Below are 16626 nucleotides of genomic sequence, written 5' to 3'. Positions count from 1 at the left end.
TTAATCAGAAATTTGTGACGATGGCTCTATTAACAGGCATCAACCCATGACAGCATTCAGCTTTAAAGGTAAGGTAGTGCCGGAATTTTTACCCTTATTCAAACTTAATCAGGGTCGTTTGCCAGGACCTGGTTGTTTGGATTTTGTTGCTAAGAGACATAGAAATAATGAGTGACCAGAGCCTGACCGAACTTTTTCCTGAACTGGATGCTTTTTTACCCTGTGTGACGCCAGATGAATGGATTGCAGAAGCGCTGAAAAATCAGGATATTCTGCTGATTGATCACGCTAATTGTGAAAAAAAAGCGGCTTCCACTGCCTTGAACCTGATGTATCGCTACACCGGGCATTTTCAGTTGCTCAACAAAATGTCGCGCCTGGCTCGTGAGGAGTTGAGGCATTTTGAACAAGTTCTGGCCATTATCAAAAAACGGGATATTCCTTATGGAACCCTGTCAGCTTCACGTTATGCCGGAGCGCTAAGAAAGCACGTAAGAACCTGGGAGCCCGCTCGAATGGTGGACACCTTGATTATTGGTGCTTACATTGAAGCCCGCTCCTGTGAACGATTTCACAAGCTGGCCCCATATCTTGATGATGAGCTGAAGAAGTTTTACCTGTCACTGCTCAAGTCGGAAGGTCGACATTTCAAAGATTACCTGACTCTGGCAGAAAGTCTTTCAGAAGAATCCATAGAAGAGCGAGTGGCTTTTTTTGCCAAAGTAGAACGGGAAGCCATTGAGTCCGCTGATGAAACCTTCCGTTTTCACAGTGGCGTTCCGGCCACTGCCTGAAATGTAGCCAATCAGGGAATGGTAGATCAGCTTCGTAGTCTATAATCGAATACTTAGTGGGTTTACCCTGTGCTGTAAATTTTTTATTTATCTCAATAGCTGTTGCGTAAAGTGCTTTCAACTGACTCTATTCTTACGGCTTCTCATCTCTGATTTCCCACCTTCATTCTGATTCAGTTTGACTGGGATACTGGTTTTCGGGAGATATGCAATGCCCCTGCTGAAAAGAAAATCACTGCTGCTGATCGTTTTTTTTTCTGGAGCTGGACAGTTATTTTCCAGTTCTTCTCTATCGATTCTTGACCCAGAGGGTCCGTCGAATAGTTTCAATGCTCTGATACGAGAGGTCAGGCCAAACTTCTGGGGGAACTGGGATCTGGATCTTGCCATTAAGCCGGGTGCGATCGGTGTGATTGATACTGATACTGGAACATTTCATTCTGCAGGGCAGCAGATTTCCAAAATCTCTGTGGCTTCCGGTGACATTTCTGAACAGCTGAAAATATCGACTTCTCATGTTAAAGGCCCTCAGGTAGCCTCATTTCCAATGAATGATCAGTCATCAAAAGCGAGCGTAAATACGGACCTTAAATGGCAGTTCAGCAAACGGGGAGCGATGATGGCTCAATGGGATCTGGTAAAGGAGGATAGTTTGAAGGAGCCATTTCGGGTTATCAATGAGAATATGGATTTCTTGAAATCAGTCGCTGCAGATATGGAGATGTATGATCCTGGAGCCGATGCCATTTCCCAGGGGTTTGGAGTGGTAACCAGTGTGCTTCTGGCAAAAAGCGGGATGAATGTTGCGTCACTCTCAGACTCTTCCCAGTGGAGTATTACCGGCAAGGCCAGCAATTTACAGAGCATGCTGGGGCATGGTTCTGCAAAGGCATCATACTCCAGCGCCGGGGGTGATACTGATGTAATCAGCACTATCTGGCCCAGTCAACCAAACACCACAACTGAAGATCTTGTTCCTGTTGCATACACCTTTGCGTCGATTAGTGGCAAGCAGGTCATTCCTTACTGGATGGAAGAGATTGAAGCTTTTCAAATCATCTTCGAAAACAAGGGGAGTTACTTTATCAAGGCAACCTTAAAGTTCCAGACTCCGGAAGGTGAGAAGGAGCTGCATCAGGATATTGTTGGTTTTATGACCAGAACTATGGAGGGTATTCCATTGAATGCAACAGAACTGGCCCTGAAAATGGAGTTTGTTGATGCAATACCCAGCACCACAGAATTCTATCATTGGGATACGCCGCTGGGCAGGTGGTCTTCAGGGAAAAGACATGTCGAGATTAACGGGTGGTGGCCATGGCAGCCTTCATTTGTTGTTCGGGAGGATCATATGACTACAACGTCAATGGGAATCCTGAAGGACGAATGATAATCCATAAGAAGCCATCATCGCTATTGGAAGATGGATAGATAGCAGTAGGTGCCGGGTCGGTATTATCTCAACTTACAGGAGTGGCTCGATACAGAAAGCGTCCATTTTCAGTCCTGATTCGTCACAGGTCAGCACCCAACCCTGCCGGTCCCAATCGCCAAGTACAATCCGTTTTCCGGTACCTGAAGCCAGTTCGACTTCATGGGTATCCGGGCGATGAGTGTGACCATGAATCAGCGTTTTGACTTGATACTTGTCCATTACCCGAACCACCTCCTCCGGAGTGACATCCATGATGGCCAGAGACTTCGTGGATTTGGCTTTTTTGCTGTTGCTGCGTAATTTTTGAGCCAGTTTTTTCCGGTAACTCCGTGGAGTGAGGCGAAGTATGCCCAGAACCAGAGGGTTGCGGATAATCTTGCGGTAGCGAAGGTATTGCGTGTCACCCGTGCAGAGCAGGTCACCGTGCATCAGCAGAACCGTCTCGCCATTCAGGTCAATGACGCAGGGGTCATTGAGCCAGGTGGCTCCGGTCATTCTCAGGAAATCCTTGCCGATGGCAAAGTCACGATTACCTGCCATCACAAACAGTGGCTTGCCTGAATCAGAGTAGGCTTTGAGTTGACGGGCTATGTCATGATGAAAGGGTTCCATGGCGTCGTCGCCCACCCAGTATTCAAAGAAATCGCCCAGAATGTAAAGAGCATCTGATTGAGAAGCCTGCTCCTGCATGAAAGAAGTGAACGCCCGGACAATGTCCGGGCGTTCGGGTGTCAGATGCAGGTCAGAAATGAACTGTATGTTCATTCAATCGGCTTCCTATTCGACGACAGCAGACTCAATCAACACGTCATCTTCAGGAACATCCTGATGACCGGCCCGGAAGGTGGTTTTAGCCGCCTTGATCTTGTTCACAATATCCATACCTTCAGTGACCTGACCAAATACGCAATAGCCCCAGCCATCCGGCGTCTTGGAGGTGTGGTTAAGGAAATGGTTGTCAGAAACATTGATAAAGAATTGCGATGAAGCTGAATGTGGGTCCATCGTCCTGGCCATGGCAATAGTGCCAATGGTGTTTTTCAGGCCGTTGTCTGCTTCGTTTTCGATAGGTGTCTGTGTCTCTTTTTGAAGCATACCTGGCTCAAAACCACCGCCCTGGATCATAAAACCATCAATGACCCTGTGGAAGATGGTACCGTCAAAGTGGCCACTCTTTACATATTCCAGAAAGTTAGCCACAGTTTTGGGGGCTTTTTCAGCGTCCAGTTCCAGTTTGATATCGCCAAAATTGGTGTGCAGTACAACCATAGGGTTACCGTAATCTCTGTTCAGATGATCCGCGAACGGAAAACCTCCAATTCTAGGTGGTTATGAGACAGGTGTAAAAGGTCAGAGTGGAATAAACAGCGATGGGTGACTTAATCAAGCTGCTTGAGATGCAGGAAACTATTTACAGAAACCGCAAGCCAAAAGTCGGTCTGACCTGTACCCTTCGACGGGAAAATGTTAGTCTCAGGCGTTAACCAAACAGCCATGGGCGATTGAAAAGTCTATTATCGCTCTGGATGGCAAAAGATTTTTTTACGGTAAAATAATGCATTCCCTCTAGAGCATGGGCGGGTCAGATCCTGAACGGTCTGATGTCTCCGGGCTTCTGTATCAGAGAGGGCTTTCTCTTCCAAGACGCTGGTTGCAATGAGCACAACAGACACTTCATCCAACAAACCATCAAAATCCGGTAATTTCCTTGAGCAGATCATTGAAAAGGATCTGGCTGCAGGTCTGGTTCAATCGGTTCAGACCCGATTTCCGCCGGAGCCCAACGGCTTTCTGCATATTGGACACGCCACCTCCATCTGTCTGAACTTTGGATTGGCTGAGCAATTCAATGGCCAATGTAACCTGAGGTTTGATGATACCAATCCCGAAAAAGAGGAGCAGATGTATGTCGATGCCATTCAGGAAGATGTTCGCTGGTTGGGTTTCAAGTGGAGCGGAGAGGTTCGCTATGCTTCCAGCTACTTTGATCAGTTTTACGAATGGGCTCTCTACCTGATCAAAGAAGGAAAGGCCTATGTGGATCATCAGGACGCCGAGTCCATGGCTAAAAACCGGGGTGACTTTAATACCCCTGGCGTTGAAACGGAATGCCGCAAGCGGTCTGTAGAAGAGAATCTGGCAGAGTTTGAAAAGATGCGTGCCGGTGAGTATGAAGAAGGTCAGTGCAGCCTGAGGGCCAGGATTGATCTACAGAACCCCAACATGAATATGCGTGATCCGATTCTTTACCGTATCCGCAAGGTGCCTCACCACCAGACGGGTGATAAGTGGTGTATCTATCCAAGCTATGACTTTGCCCATGGTCAGGAAGATGCCATTGAAGGGGTAACGCACTCGATCTGTACACTGGAATTTCAGGACCACCGTCCGTTATACGACTGGTTTATCGAGAACCTGCCGGTGCCATCAAGGCCGAGACAATTCGAGTTTGCCAGAACGAACCTGAACTACACCGTCACCAGCAAGCGAAAACTGAAGCGACTGGTGGATGAAGGTATCGTAGAAGGGTGGGACGACCCCCGTATGCCTACCGTGTCCGGTATGCGTCGGCGTGGGTACACACCGGCTTCTATTCGCAAATTCTCCGATATGGTGGGCGTCAGTCGTTCCGACGGTATTGCTGATGTTTCCATGCTGGAGCATGCGATCCGTGACGATCTGAACAACAACGCAGCACGTGCCATGGCGGTTATCAATCCGCTGAAAGTCGTGATTACCAACCTGCCTGAAGGCGAGGTACAGGAAATGACCGCAGCGGCACACCCTAACAAGCCTAAGTTGGGTGAGCGTAAACTGCCGTTTACACGTGAACTGTATATTGATCGTTCAGATTTTACTGAAGACACCACTCTGTCACGCAAAAAATTCAAGCGACTGGTGTCGGGTGAGTACGTGCGCCTGCGCAGTGCCTATGTCATCAAATCAGACCAGGTAATTAAAGATGAGCAGGGCAAAATCACTGAGATTCACTGCAGCTATGTACCCGGTACAGTGGGAGAAAACCCTCCTGAAGGTATTAAACCTCGTGGTGTGATTCATTGGGTGTCAGCGAGCCATGGCAAGCAGGCAGAAATCCGTAAGTACGATCGCCTGTTTAATAACCCTGCTCCAGACAAGGGTGATGAAGACTTTATGGCTCATGTGAATCCGTCTTCCCTGGAAGTGGTGACAGGCTGGGTTGAACCCTCTCTGGTAGAAGCGAAGCCGGAACAGGGCTTTCAGTTCGAGAGGGAAGGGTATTTTGTCGCCGATCGACGTGAACACTGTTCTGAAAAACCCGTGTTCAATATGACGATTGGTCTCAAGGATACCTGGGCCAGTAAAGTCTGACGAGTGGAATCAAGCTCTCCCATTTCAGGGAGAGCATACAGCCTGGATCATCGGGCTACAGGACAAAGAACGTGTTGCAGATATACAACTCCCTGACCAGAACCAAAGAAGCCTTTAAACCACTGAATGAAAATCATGTACGGATGTACGTCTGTGGTATGACAGTTTATGACCTGTGCCATATTGGTCATGCCAGAACGGTTACGGCTTTTGATGTGGTCTCCCGTTACCTGAGAGCTAAAGGCTACAACCTGACTTACATTCGCAATATCACTGATATTGATGACAAGATCATTCGTCGCGCCACTGATAATGGTGAAACTATTGACGTGCTGACAGATCGTATGATCGCCGCCATGCGTGAAGACTTTAAACGTCTCGGCAATCTGGAGCCTGATCAGGAACCCAGGGCGACCGAGCACGTGGAAGGTATGATCGAAATGATCAGTGACCTGGTTGAGAAAGGCTTTGCCTATGCACCGGGCAATGGCGACGTTTACTTCCGGGTTCGCAAATTCGATGGCTATGGCAAGCTGTCTGGAAAAATTCTGGAAGAACTGGAAGCCGGTGCCCGTATCGAAGTCGATGAGCAGAAAGAAGACCCTATGGACTTTGTGCTCTGGAAGGGAGCTAAAGAAGGTGAGCCAAGTTGGGCCTCACCCTGGGGTAATGGCCGTCCTGGCTGGCATATAGAGTGCTCGGTTATGGGTAAGTGCTGCCTGGGAGAAACCTTTGATATTCACGGCGGCGGTTCAGATCTCAAGTTCCCTCATCATGAAAACGAGATTGCCCAGAGTGAAGCGGCCAACGGTCAGACCTTCGTGAATACCTGGATGCACTCAGGTGCCATTCGCATTGATAATGTGAAAATGTCCAAGAGCCTGGGTAACTTCTTTACGATTCGTGAGGTGCTGGATAAGTACCCGGACGAAGTCGTGCGTTATTTTCTGATTTCCAGTCATTACCGCAGTCCGGTTAATTACTCGGAAGATAGTCTGAAAGAGGCGTCTATTCGCCTTGAGCGTCTATACACTGCACTGAAAGGACTGGATGTGGCTGGTGTCACTGCGGCTGAAGGCACTCGTTTTGAAGAAAAGTTCATGGCTTCCATGGATGACGACTTTAATACACCGGAAGCATTGGCGTCCCTGTTTGAACTGGTACGTGAGCTGAATACCATTCGTGCCGAAGATGAGCAGAAAGCCATGCCGCTGGCAGCTTTGCTGGTCAAACTGGGTGGCATCCTGGGTATACTGCAAGGTGATGCCGAGTCTTTCCTGAAGTCCGGAGCCGATGTCGATGAAGCCTGGATTGAAGCAATGATTCAGAAGCGCAAAGATGCCAAGAAGGCTCGTGACTTTGCTGAAGCGGATCGTATCCGTGAGGAGCTGGCCAGTCAGGGTATTATCCTGCAGGACAGTCGGGAAGGAACCACCTGGCGTATTGAGCGCTGATAGACTTTTCAGGACCTGGAGTCTTCAGGTCCTGCCAAACCTCAAGAATTTTTACTCCTGTTGCCAAAAATTAAACCCTAATATCTGCCCTTCAATGAAAAATACTGGCACAATGTCGCTCAATAGAACCTGTTTACTCATCCAACCAGAATGCCATTGAGCCAAGGGATATGTGCTTGTCTGCTGTTTCGGCAGATTTAACTCTCAGGGCGGTAGCGTGCTTCTTGTATTTTGCGACAAGGGCTTTTTACTGTATGAGCACACGGGTTTGTCATATCAATGTAGATCCGGTTGTCTTTTTGTTAAAGAAACCGTCAGCTTGATTTTAAAGCTATAGCCCCTCACTCTCAGAGTTTTGTCTGCTTCAGTCATAAAAGCAGATGGCATGGTAAACTCAATAACTGTTATTTTGTACAGTATTATTGAAGAAAATACCAAAAATGCAAATAACTCACTTGCGGCCTAGGGAAAAATCATGAAAGCCCCCGAAGCCACTGAGCTCAATGGCTATAAGGATATCCACCTATAGAGTAAAATACACATCCATTGTCTTATATAAAAAAGATTTGGATGTCCCGGAAATGAATGCATTTGATTTAATGAATAGGCTATCTGTCATTTATGACGCACGTCAGCAATGGAAAGTAGATCATAAACTTGCTGATATTCTGCTCTTAACCATCTGTGCTGTCATTGCAGGTTGTGAAGGTTGGGAAGAAATTGAAGACTTCGGCAATGAAAGACTGCAATGGTTAAAAAAGTATGGTGAATTTGAATACGGTATTCCTTCACATCATACAATTTCCAGAGTAGTTGCTGCTATTAACCCAAAGCAATTTCAGAAATGCTTTATTGAGTGGATGCAAGCCTGTCACCAGACAACCAATGGTGAGATCATTGCAATTGATGGAAAAACAGCAAGAGGCTCTTACGATAAAGGCAAGGACAAAGGTGCAATTCACATGGTGAGTGCATTTGCGACTGCAAACGAATTGGTTCTTGGCCAAATTAAAATTAATGATAAAAGTAACGAGATTACCGCCATACCTGAATTGCTTGATCTCCTGGAAATCCGTGGCTGCCTCATAACTATAGACGCCATGGGGTGTCAGAGGGATATTGCCAAGAAAATCGTTGATAAAGGCGCTGATTATTTGTTAGCGGTAAAAGGCAACCAGGGTAAGCTTTATGAAGCATTTGAGAAACATTTCTCTGTTGAAAAAGTGAATCAATGGAATGGTGATACTTTCAGAATCGAAGAGAAAAGCCATGGTAGAATGGAAACACGCCTTCACATAGTAAGTGATACCTTTGATGAGTTCGTTAATTTTTCTTTTGATTGGAAAGGAATGAAAACACTCGGGATTATTTTCTCTGCCAGAATGGAAGATAAAGTGTTCAATGCTGATGATATCAGTGTCCGTTATTATATCTCCTCTGCGAAGTTAACAGCAGAAGAATTTTCACATGCTGCAAGAGAGCATTGGGCGATCGAAAATAAACTCCATTGGAAAATGGATGTTGCAATGCGAGAAGATGATTGTCGAATCAGAAGGGGCAATGCCGCTGAAATGCTCACAGGTTTTCGGCATATGGCAGTGAATATGTTGAACAATACCAAAACCTTTAAAGCAGGCTTAAAGCGTAAACAGAAAAAGGCAGCCATGAACACACAATACCTGTCTGAAGTCCTTGCTGGGTGTGGGGTTTCATGATTTTACCCTAACTTGCGGCCTATTCGGGACGGTAGGTAGAATAGCTCGTAGTCTGTTGATAATTAATGACTTTTTGACGGATTGAAAAAACGGGATATATCTCGAGTGCGTTGATTTTCTCTGATTTGGGGGGATATGGCGCGTGTGAGTGTAATATCTGATATCACTCGTTTGAGTTTTAATAGCTGTTATGGCTCTCAGTGCAATATCAAACTATTCAAATTAAATAAGTGTTAATAGCAAGTATATTCAGTAACAAGAATATAATTTTTTATTTAAATCTTGAAGCCTTAATAAATGTCATAAGTTATCAAGTTAAGTTTATGTATTAAAAGCCAGCTATTTTCTTGTATCTGAAGCAAAGTTGGCATTTTAATATACGTATTATTGTACTCAAATGAATTTGTTATCGGATATTTATTATAGGTAAAAATACTGTGTCAATTCTATTCGGATTCTTACTATCCTTCTTGATCCCTTTATTTTTGGCCAAAGAATATAAAATGTTAACCATGTTTTTAAGTCTTATTGTATTCCATACTCTTTGTTTTTTATATATTTATTATAATCTGGGGCCAGCTAATGGCTACTTAATTGCTTTTGTACAAATACCTTCAGCTTTTATCTCTATTTTTGGAATGTTGTTAGGGCATGTTTCAAAAAGAAACTACTTTGCTGAGAAAGGTGAAACCAATAAACACGAGCCATAACAAGTGCGTGGAATACGTTCCGCCCTTTCAGGGCGCCACCCGACGCGCCTACGGCGCGCGGTTCACGCAGGCGTTAGCCGGCAGCAGTATGAAAGTTTTTTCTATTTTTCCAATAGATGAGTCACGAACCAAAATCTACGCCAGCAATCAGTCTGGTCAATTCCAGTTCTGAGTAATTCTCAGTAATGCATGTTTGTAGGTTCTGTGTCAGTCGATGAAAAATCTGCGGTGTCTTGTTGGGCATGTCAGCGTGGGTTCACGGTGTTTATGAGTATTTGGTCCGGCGCACTAAACCAGTTAAAAGTTGTATCAGCATTGGCGTTACCTGCAAGTTTTCCAGCGGTAACTTTTATGCACTTCAATCGGTGCAGCAGGTGCAGGTTTTACTGAAACTCCTCTGCATCTATCAACATTGTCCCAGGCGGCAGGGCTGCCGGGCTAACAAATACAGGCAAAGGGATGGCTCACTGTGTTCGCCTCCCTTGCTGCCAGCGTTAGCAGGCAGCAATAATAGAGAGTTTCTGGTTGTGAAAAGACCAGTTTTCAAAAAGAGTTTTTGGGTTCACTGTCTATGGTGGGTTTCGAGTTAGAACCTCCCAGCAAAAAGACACTGTTACACTAACTTTTCAGTAGTTCTCAGCAGTTCATGTCTGTTGGTGTGAAGTCTGTCGCTGAAAAATCTGCGGTGTATCGTTGGGCATGTCAGCGTTGGTTTTCAGTTTATCGGTACTTTTTGCTCAGTGGCCCTATGCCAGTTCAAAGTTGCATCAGCTTCTTTATCGCCTGGAAGCTTTTAAATATCAGAGATTGTGCGCTTCAATCAGTTCAGCAAGAAAGCTGCTAATCCTCTGCATCATTCACCATTTGCCCTTGCGGGTGGGCTGCCATGCTAACAAGTTGCTGGTGTCGCCCCTAAAGGGGCTGGGACGCCGCTGTGCGGCGCCCCACAGCATGGCGTTATGCGTCTACATCAATTCAGGAGTAAAAATGCCTTTACCAGAATCACTTCAAGGCGATAGATGGACAGAGTACACAGCAAGAACAGTTCTACCATTGATTGTTTGGTGTGCAAAAAATGGTAAAACAATAACTTATGGGCAACTGGATCAAGAAATAATAAGTAGAGGTTGGGGACACCATGTTCTTCCTGTTCAATATGGCTATCCTGCTGGAGCTATTGGAGAAGCACTAATTGAAACAGAAGAAGAATGGGAAGAGTCGATTCCCCCTTTAAACGCAATAATTGTAAATGCTAAAACTGGTCTTCCTGGTAAAGGAGTAAATTATTATGTTGAGAGATACTCAGAGCCAGATGAGTATATTCTCAATATGTCATTAGATGATAAGCAAGCCCTGATAGAAGAAGTACATTCGGATATTTTTGCTTATGAATACTGGGATGATGTTCTAGAACTTTATGAGTTAGAGCCACTGGATGGAGCCTTTGCACCTGAAGGTGATGAAGATGAAATCTGTCCTCCATCAAAAGGGGGATGGTCAGATTGCAATGAAAGTGATGAACACAAGAATCTCAAAGAATACGTTTCTGAAAACCCAGAAGAGATAGAGTTAGAAAATATAATATCCACTGAACAAGAGTATTTATTTGCTTCTGGTGATCGAGCCGATATTGTATTCAGCACAGACCATAATATATACGCTGTAGAAGTAAAATCAATTCGGTCAAATAAAGATGATCTCAATCGTGGTATCTTTCAATGTATAAAGTATCAGGCTTTATTACGGGCAGAACAAAGAGCTTTAGGTAAGCCTCCAACAGCAAGAGCAATGCTAGTAACGGAAAGAGAGCTACCATTGTCTCTTCAAAATCTTGCAGATACATTGAGTATTTATTGCTATGTAATCGCAGTAAACGACGCATAACAAATGCTTCCAGTTCGTGGCTTCGCCACCCGACGCCGCTTGCGGCGGCGCGGCTGAAGCAGGCGTTAATGGTTACGTAATCAAACAATGACTACATTATTTGGCTTATTTACGTTCTTTGTTGGAATCTACTTCTATTACTCCCTAGCTGTGACTCTTAGAATGGCAATTGATTATGGTGGTAATCAAGTTCTTGGTTTTCATGCAAAATCCGAGATATCACTACTAGCAAATATGGCATTCATTAAGAGGTTGTTAATGGTAGATAGATCTTCACCGGAATCATCCCAGTTTGTAAAAACAGCTAAGAGCCAACTAATCAAGGCATGGTTACTTTCGTTAGTTGGTCTGGCAATAGTATTCACAGGGTCTGCCGCCAATGTCCATTAACAAGGCCAAGCACTTATGCACGCTGCGCGTGCCGGACTCGCAACAAGTTGCTCGCCCGTGTTGGCGGCGTTAGCAGGCAGCAATAATCGAGAATTTCTGGTTGTGAAAAGACCAGTTTTCAAAAAGAGTTTTTGGGTTCACTGTCTATGGTGGGTTTCGAGTTAGAACCTCCCAGCAAAAAGACACTGTTACACTAACTTTTCAGTAGTTCTCAGCAGTACATGTCTGCTGGTGTGAAGTCTGTCGCTGAAAAATCTGCGGTGTATCGTTGGGCATGTCAGCGTTGGTTTTCAGTTTATCGGTACTTTTTGCTCAGTGGCCCTATGCCAGTTCAAAGTTGCATCAGCTTCTTTATCGCCTGGAAGCTTTTAAATATCAGAGATTGTGCGCTTCAATCAGTTCAGCAAGAAAGCTGCTAATCCTCTGCATCATTCACCATTTGCCCTTGCGGATGGGCTGCCATGCTAACAAGTTGCTGGTGTCGCCCTTAAAGGGGCAGGGACGCCGCTGTGCGGCGCCCCACAGCATGGCGTTATGTGCTCAAGCATGCAAATTCACCAATAATAAGAACTAAGAATTCTGCTTTATGAATGAGGAAGTAAAAGCATCATATATCATTGCAACTGCGCCTGTAGTTGAAAAGATGCTTGAGGGCTATCTAACTTATAATCAAGCAACTAGCTATATATTTTGGTTATCGTTCATTATCTTTGTGTACTTCACATTCAGCCCTCAAACTTCAATAAAAAAAATCAGATCTGCTCTTGATAATCGACTAAAAAAAAGAAAATCATTAGGTTACTTATGGCTAGGAGTCCTGATTATATTATTTATATCTATTAGCACAAAACCAGTGCATCCAATGAGATATGACGAAATGCCTGAATTTCAAGGAACATATGCATGGTTTCAAACAGGAGGAAAAAGCCGTATTTCCTCGATATATCTACGAAAAAATGACAGAAAGTTTATTTTCAAATTTCATCACCTCTCAAGTGAAATAACAGAGCAAATAAAAAATCTAAATAAAGGTGATATTGTTTCATTACGCATTCACTTAGAAAAAGATGATTTTCAGGTAAAACCATATGTAACTGAAATAAATATTAATGGTGTAAAATCATACTTATTAAAGTCAACTTACCAAGAAAGATTTGAAAGATATAAAGACCGGAATAAATATATATTATTTTGGCTCATCTGCATTGTTATTATATCTTTTTATATTTTTAGAAAGTTGCCAAAAACAAACAAAACCACCGAGTAATCCGCACATAACAAGTGGGTGGAATACGTTCCGCCCTAAAGGGCTCCACCCGACGCGCCTTCGGCGCGCGGTTCACCCAGGCGTTATAAGGCATAGTCGAAGAATGTTGAAAACGGAAAGATTATTGCTTCGTCAATGGTCAGAGAATGATTTTCTCCCATTCGCTGAAATGTGCGGAGACAAAGAAGTAATGGAGCATTTTCCAAAACTCCAAACTCAAGAGGAAAGCTTCGAAATGGGGAGAAAAATCTTGTCCCTTATCAATGAACGAGGCTGGGGTTTCTGGGCAGTAGAGGTTCCTAATCAGCATATATTTATTGGCTTTGTTGGTTTGCATACACCAACAAATAAAATGCCGTTTTCGCCTTGCGTAGAAATCGGTTGGCGGTTATCAAAACATTATTGGGGCAAAGGCTACGCAACCGAGGCTGCCAAAGAAGCACTAAAATATGCGTTCAATACGTTAAATCTAAATGAGGTGGTCTCATTTACCACATTAGCCAATGATCGCTCCAAAGCCGTTATGCAAAAAATCGGCATGCACAACAGCAACCAAAAATTTATGCACCCAGACATTGAAGTTTCGCATCCGCAATGTGAGCATGTGTTATACAAAATTAGTAAATCAACATGGCAGAAAAATGCCTTATAACAAGTGGCGGCAATTCGCACCCTTCGGGTGCCGGACTCAGCACTGCGTGCTTCGCCGTTGCGCCAGGCGTTAGGTGTGCTCATACATCACAGTTAAGAGGCAGAAATAATGATAAGAGAAGTCGAGGACGGTGATATTCAACGGATTGTAGAAATCTATAATCACTATGTAAGGAACACTGCATTTACGTTTGAAGAAGAAGAGGTTTCATTGTCTGATGTTGATTTAAGAGTTAAGAAAATCAAATCAAATGGGTTACCTTGGCTTGTTTTAATAAATGATTCAGATGTGGTCGGTTATGCTTATGCTTCAAAATGGCATGATCGTAGTGCATACCGTTTCTCAGTAGAAGCTACTATTTATCTCGATCCGAACTTTCAAAGTAACGGACTTGGCAGTACATTGTATAAACAGTTATTAAATGAATTACAGAGTAAAAAAATTAAAACAGTTATTGGCTGTATAACATTACCAAATGAAAAAAGTATTGCCTTACATGAAAAGCTAGGAATGAATAAAGTTGCTCATTTTAAGAAAGTTGGTTTTAAGTTCAATCAGTGGCAGGATGTCGGCTATTGGCAAATAATCATGCGCACCTAACAAGTGTGTGGTGTCGGCAGCAAGCTGCCTTGGACGCCGCCTACGGCGGCGCCCCACACGCAGGCGTTAGCAGGCAGCAATAATAGAGAGTTTCTGGTTGTGAAAAGACCAGTTTTCAAAAAGAGCTTTTGGGTTCACTGCCTATGGTGGGTTTCGAGTTAGAACCTCCCAGCAAAAAGACACTGTTACACTAACTTTTCAGTAGTTCTCAGCAGCTCATGTCTGCTGGTGTGAATTCTGTCGCTGGAAAATCTGCGGTGTATCGTTGGGCATGTCAGCGTTGGTTTTCAGTTTATCGGTACTTTTTGCTCAGTGGCCCTATGCCAGTTCAAAGTTGCATCAGCTTCTTTATCGCCTGAAAGCTTTTAAATATCAGAGATTGTGCGCTTCAATCAGTTCAGCAAGAAAGCTGCTAATCCTCTGCATCATTCACCATTTGCCCTTGCGGGTGGGCTGCCATGCTAACAAGTTGCTGGTGTCGCCCCTAAAGGGGCTGGGACGCCGCTGTGCGGCGCCCCACAGCATGGCGTTATGTGCATAAGTTGCTTGAAATTTAAACAACAGCCCCAATAGATAGTTTTTAAGCATCTTAAGGGCTATTAGTATGTCAAAAATATATAGAAGTGTTAGTCATGTAGATGGCTGGCAAGGTTTACCCCAATATGAGATTAAAGGAAGCGAAATCTTTCGGTCCGTATCGCATGTGGACGGTTGGTTAGGTTTACCTCAATATGAAATTAAGGGTAATGAGATTTTCCGGTCAGTTTCACATGTGGATGGTTGGCTAGGTTTACCTCAATATGAAATTAAAGGGAATGAAATCCATCGGACAGTTTCCCACGAAGACGGCTGGTTAGGACTAGCCCAATACGAAATACGGTCCACATAGCCGCACATAACAAGGGCAGGCAACGGACCTCCGCCAATCGCCTCCGGCCGCTGCTGTCGGCGTTATGTGCCAAATCAAGTTAAGTTACTATGAATGAGATCCACTTTCTTAACATAGATCTAGATATCGAATCGTCGATTGATATATCTCCCATCATCGAGGAATGGGGGGAGCGTGTTTGCGTGTTTCGTAATGAAGAGATTGATGGTATTTATTATGGATCCTTTGAAACAGCCTGTAGCGGGATCGATGAGATAATTGCTGAGTATGTTTCTTTAATTGATGGTTTGTCCAAATCATCAAGAGATATCTGGGACAAAGCACTAAGGAGAGATTTTGACTTTGGCTATGAAAGTGGGACTACACCAAATAACTTTCATTCAAGAATAGAGTCAGATGCAATAAAAAAATTGGCTGGGGTCGGCGGTAGTGTTGTTGTTACTATTTATCCAGTACCCGGCACATAACAAGTGCAGGCAACGGACCGCCAATTTTGTCTGCCGATGCTGCAGGCGTTAGTCGGCAGCAGTGTGCAAGTTTTTTCTATTTTTTTAGTGGACGAGTCACGAACCAAAATCCATGCTAGCAACCAGCCTGTTCAAATCCAGTTCTGAGTAGTTCTCAGCAGTGCATGTCTTTGGGTTCTGTGTCAGTCGCTATGAAATCTGCGGTGTCTTGTTGGGCATGTCAGCGTGGGTTCACGGTGTTTATGAGTATTTGGTCCGGCGCACTAAACCAGTTAAAAGTTGTATCAGCATTGGCGTTACCTGCAAGTTTTCCAGCGGTAACTTTTATGCTCTTCAATCGGTGCTGCAGGTGCAGGTTTTACTGAAGCTCCTCTGCAATAATCAACATTGTCCCAGGCGGCAGGGCTGCCGGGCTAACAAATACAGGCAAAGGGATGGCTCACTGTGTTCGCCACCCTTGCTGCCAGCGTTAGGTGCCACTAAAAACTACACCGGAGCGTTCGCCGTAATAATGAGTGAGATCTATTTATGATTGGTCAGTGCTTATGCAATGAAGTTAAGTTTAAGTTGTCCTGTGAAACTCCAAACTTCTACCAATGCCACTGTAGTTTATGCCGCAAGGTAACAGGCTCTTCGGCTAATGCAGGGACTCTCATCAGCAAAGAATATTTTGAATGGGTTCAAGGCCAGAATAATATTTCATCGTTTGTTAAAGACTCAGGCTACCGTGTAGATTTCTGCAAGTCATGTGGAAGCCCAGTTCCAAACCCTTTAAGTAATACTGAGCTTGTATGGGTTCCTGTAGGTCTTCTCGAAGACCCCGATGGTAAAGTGGTAATCCATTTACATACATCTTCTAAAGCAGGCTGGGATGTTTTGCCACAAGGCTCATGCCAACATAAAACCATGCCAAGTTTGCATGAATTACAAAGCAGCTTGTGCAAAAGCACCTAACAAATTGTTGGTGTCGCCGCTGTAGGGGCTGGGACGCCGCTTTGCGGCGCCCCACGGCATGGCG

General features: G+C 44.5%; 14 protein-coding genes. 12 read left to right on the top strand and 2 right to left on the bottom strand.

Annotated features, from left to right (window positions below; genetic code table 11):
• Window positions 1–167: 167 nt before the first annotated feature.
• Both ACOJUO_RS21680 and ACOJUO_RS21675 read left to right on the top strand, forming a co-directional pair.
• Window positions 168–794 carry a tRNA-(ms[2]io[6]A)-hydroxylase gene (locus ACOJUO_RS21680; RefSeq protein WP_422133987.1) on the top strand — a complete coding sequence of 209 codons (627 nt, stop codon included), beginning with the start codon at window positions 168–170 and terminating at the stop codon, window positions 792–794.
• A 211-nt stretch (window positions 795–1005) separates the two neighbouring features.
• Window positions 1006–2184 (top strand): hypothetical protein, encoded by a 1179-nt coding sequence (locus ACOJUO_RS21675; RefSeq protein WP_422138123.1) that lies wholly within the window; start codon window positions 1006–1008, stop codon window positions 2182–2184.
• 75 nt (window positions 2185–2259) lie between these two features.
• Here the strand turns inward: ACOJUO_RS21675 and ACOJUO_RS21670 are convergent, their stop codons facing one another.
• Window positions 2260–2994, bottom strand: a complete 735-nt coding sequence (locus ACOJUO_RS21670) for a UDP-2,3-diacylglucosamine diphosphatase (RefSeq protein ID WP_422133985.1) — start codon at window positions 2992–2994, stop codon at window positions 2260–2262.
• A 12-nt stretch (window positions 2995–3006) separates the two neighbouring features.
• Window positions 3007–3498, bottom strand: coding sequence for a peptidylprolyl isomerase (locus ACOJUO_RS21665; protein WP_422133984.1), 492 nt, complete (start codon window positions 3496–3498; stop codon window positions 3007–3009).
• Window positions 3499–3885: 387 nt separating this feature from the next.
• Between ACOJUO_RS21665 and ACOJUO_RS21660 the strand changes: the two genes are divergently transcribed.
• The 10 genes from ACOJUO_RS21660 (at window position 3886) to ACOJUO_RS21615 (ending at window position 16562) form a co-directional block, all read left to right on the top strand.
• Window positions 3886–5580 carry a glutamine--tRNA ligase/YqeY domain fusion protein gene (locus ACOJUO_RS21660; protein WP_422138122.1) on the top strand — a complete coding sequence of 565 codons (1695 nt, stop codon included), beginning with the start codon at window positions 3886–3888 and terminating at the stop codon, window positions 5578–5580.
• Window positions 5581–5654: 74 nt separating this feature from the next.
• Window positions 5655–7034: a cysteine--tRNA ligase gene (gene cysS / locus ACOJUO_RS21655; RefSeq protein WP_422140086.1), complete on the top strand. Its 1380-nt coding sequence runs from the start codon at window positions 5655–5657 to the stop codon at window positions 7032–7034.
• Window positions 7035–7615: 581 nt separating this feature from the next.
• On the top strand, window positions 7616–8749 hold the full coding sequence (locus tag ACOJUO_RS21650; protein WP_422138121.1) for an ISAs1 family transposase: 1134 nt from the start codon (window positions 7616–7618) through the stop codon (window positions 8747–8749).
• 437 nt (window positions 8750–9186) lie between these two features.
• Window positions 9187–9459, top strand: coding sequence for a hypothetical protein (locus tag ACOJUO_RS21645; RefSeq protein WP_422138120.1), 273 nt, complete (start codon window positions 9187–9189; stop codon window positions 9457–9459).
• 987 nt (window positions 9460–10446) lie between these two features.
• A complete protein-coding gene (locus ACOJUO_RS21640) occupies window positions 10447–11343 on the top strand; it encodes a hypothetical protein (RefSeq protein WP_422133980.1) in 897 nt (298 codons plus the stop codon).
• Window positions 11344–12319: 976 nt separating this feature from the next.
• Window positions 12320–13000: a hypothetical protein gene (locus tag ACOJUO_RS21635; RefSeq protein ID WP_422133978.1), complete on the top strand. Its 681-nt coding sequence runs from the start codon at window positions 12320–12322 to the stop codon at window positions 12998–13000.
• 103 nt (window positions 13001–13103) lie between these two features.
• Window positions 13104–13652, top strand: a complete 549-nt coding sequence (locus ACOJUO_RS21630; protein ID WP_422138119.1) for a GNAT family N-acetyltransferase — start codon at window positions 13104–13106, stop codon at window positions 13650–13652.
• Between the two features lie 108 nt (window positions 13653–13760).
• Window positions 13761–14252, top strand: coding sequence for a GNAT family N-acetyltransferase (locus ACOJUO_RS21625; protein WP_422133976.1), 492 nt, complete (start codon window positions 13761–13763; stop codon window positions 14250–14252).
• 978 nt (window positions 14253–15230) lie between these two features.
• Window positions 15231–15608: a hypothetical protein gene (locus ACOJUO_RS21620; RefSeq protein WP_422138118.1), complete on the top strand. Its 378-nt coding sequence runs from the start codon at window positions 15231–15233 to the stop codon at window positions 15606–15608.
• 528 nt (window positions 15609–16136) lie between these two features.
• Window positions 16137–16562: a GFA family protein gene (locus tag ACOJUO_RS21615; RefSeq protein ID WP_422138117.1), complete on the top strand. Its 426-nt coding sequence runs from the start codon at window positions 16137–16139 to the stop codon at window positions 16560–16562.
• The last annotated feature ends 64 nt before the right edge of the window (window positions 16563–16626 follow it).

It is taken from the genome of Endozoicomonas sp. ALC020 (genome assembly GCF_049275935.1).
Classification (GTDB): Bacteria; Pseudomonadota; Gammaproteobacteria; order Pseudomonadales; family Endozoicomonadaceae; genus Endozoicomonas_A.
Note: the sequence above shows the minus strand (reverse complement) of the source record. Positions and strands in the feature narration are given on the sequence as shown.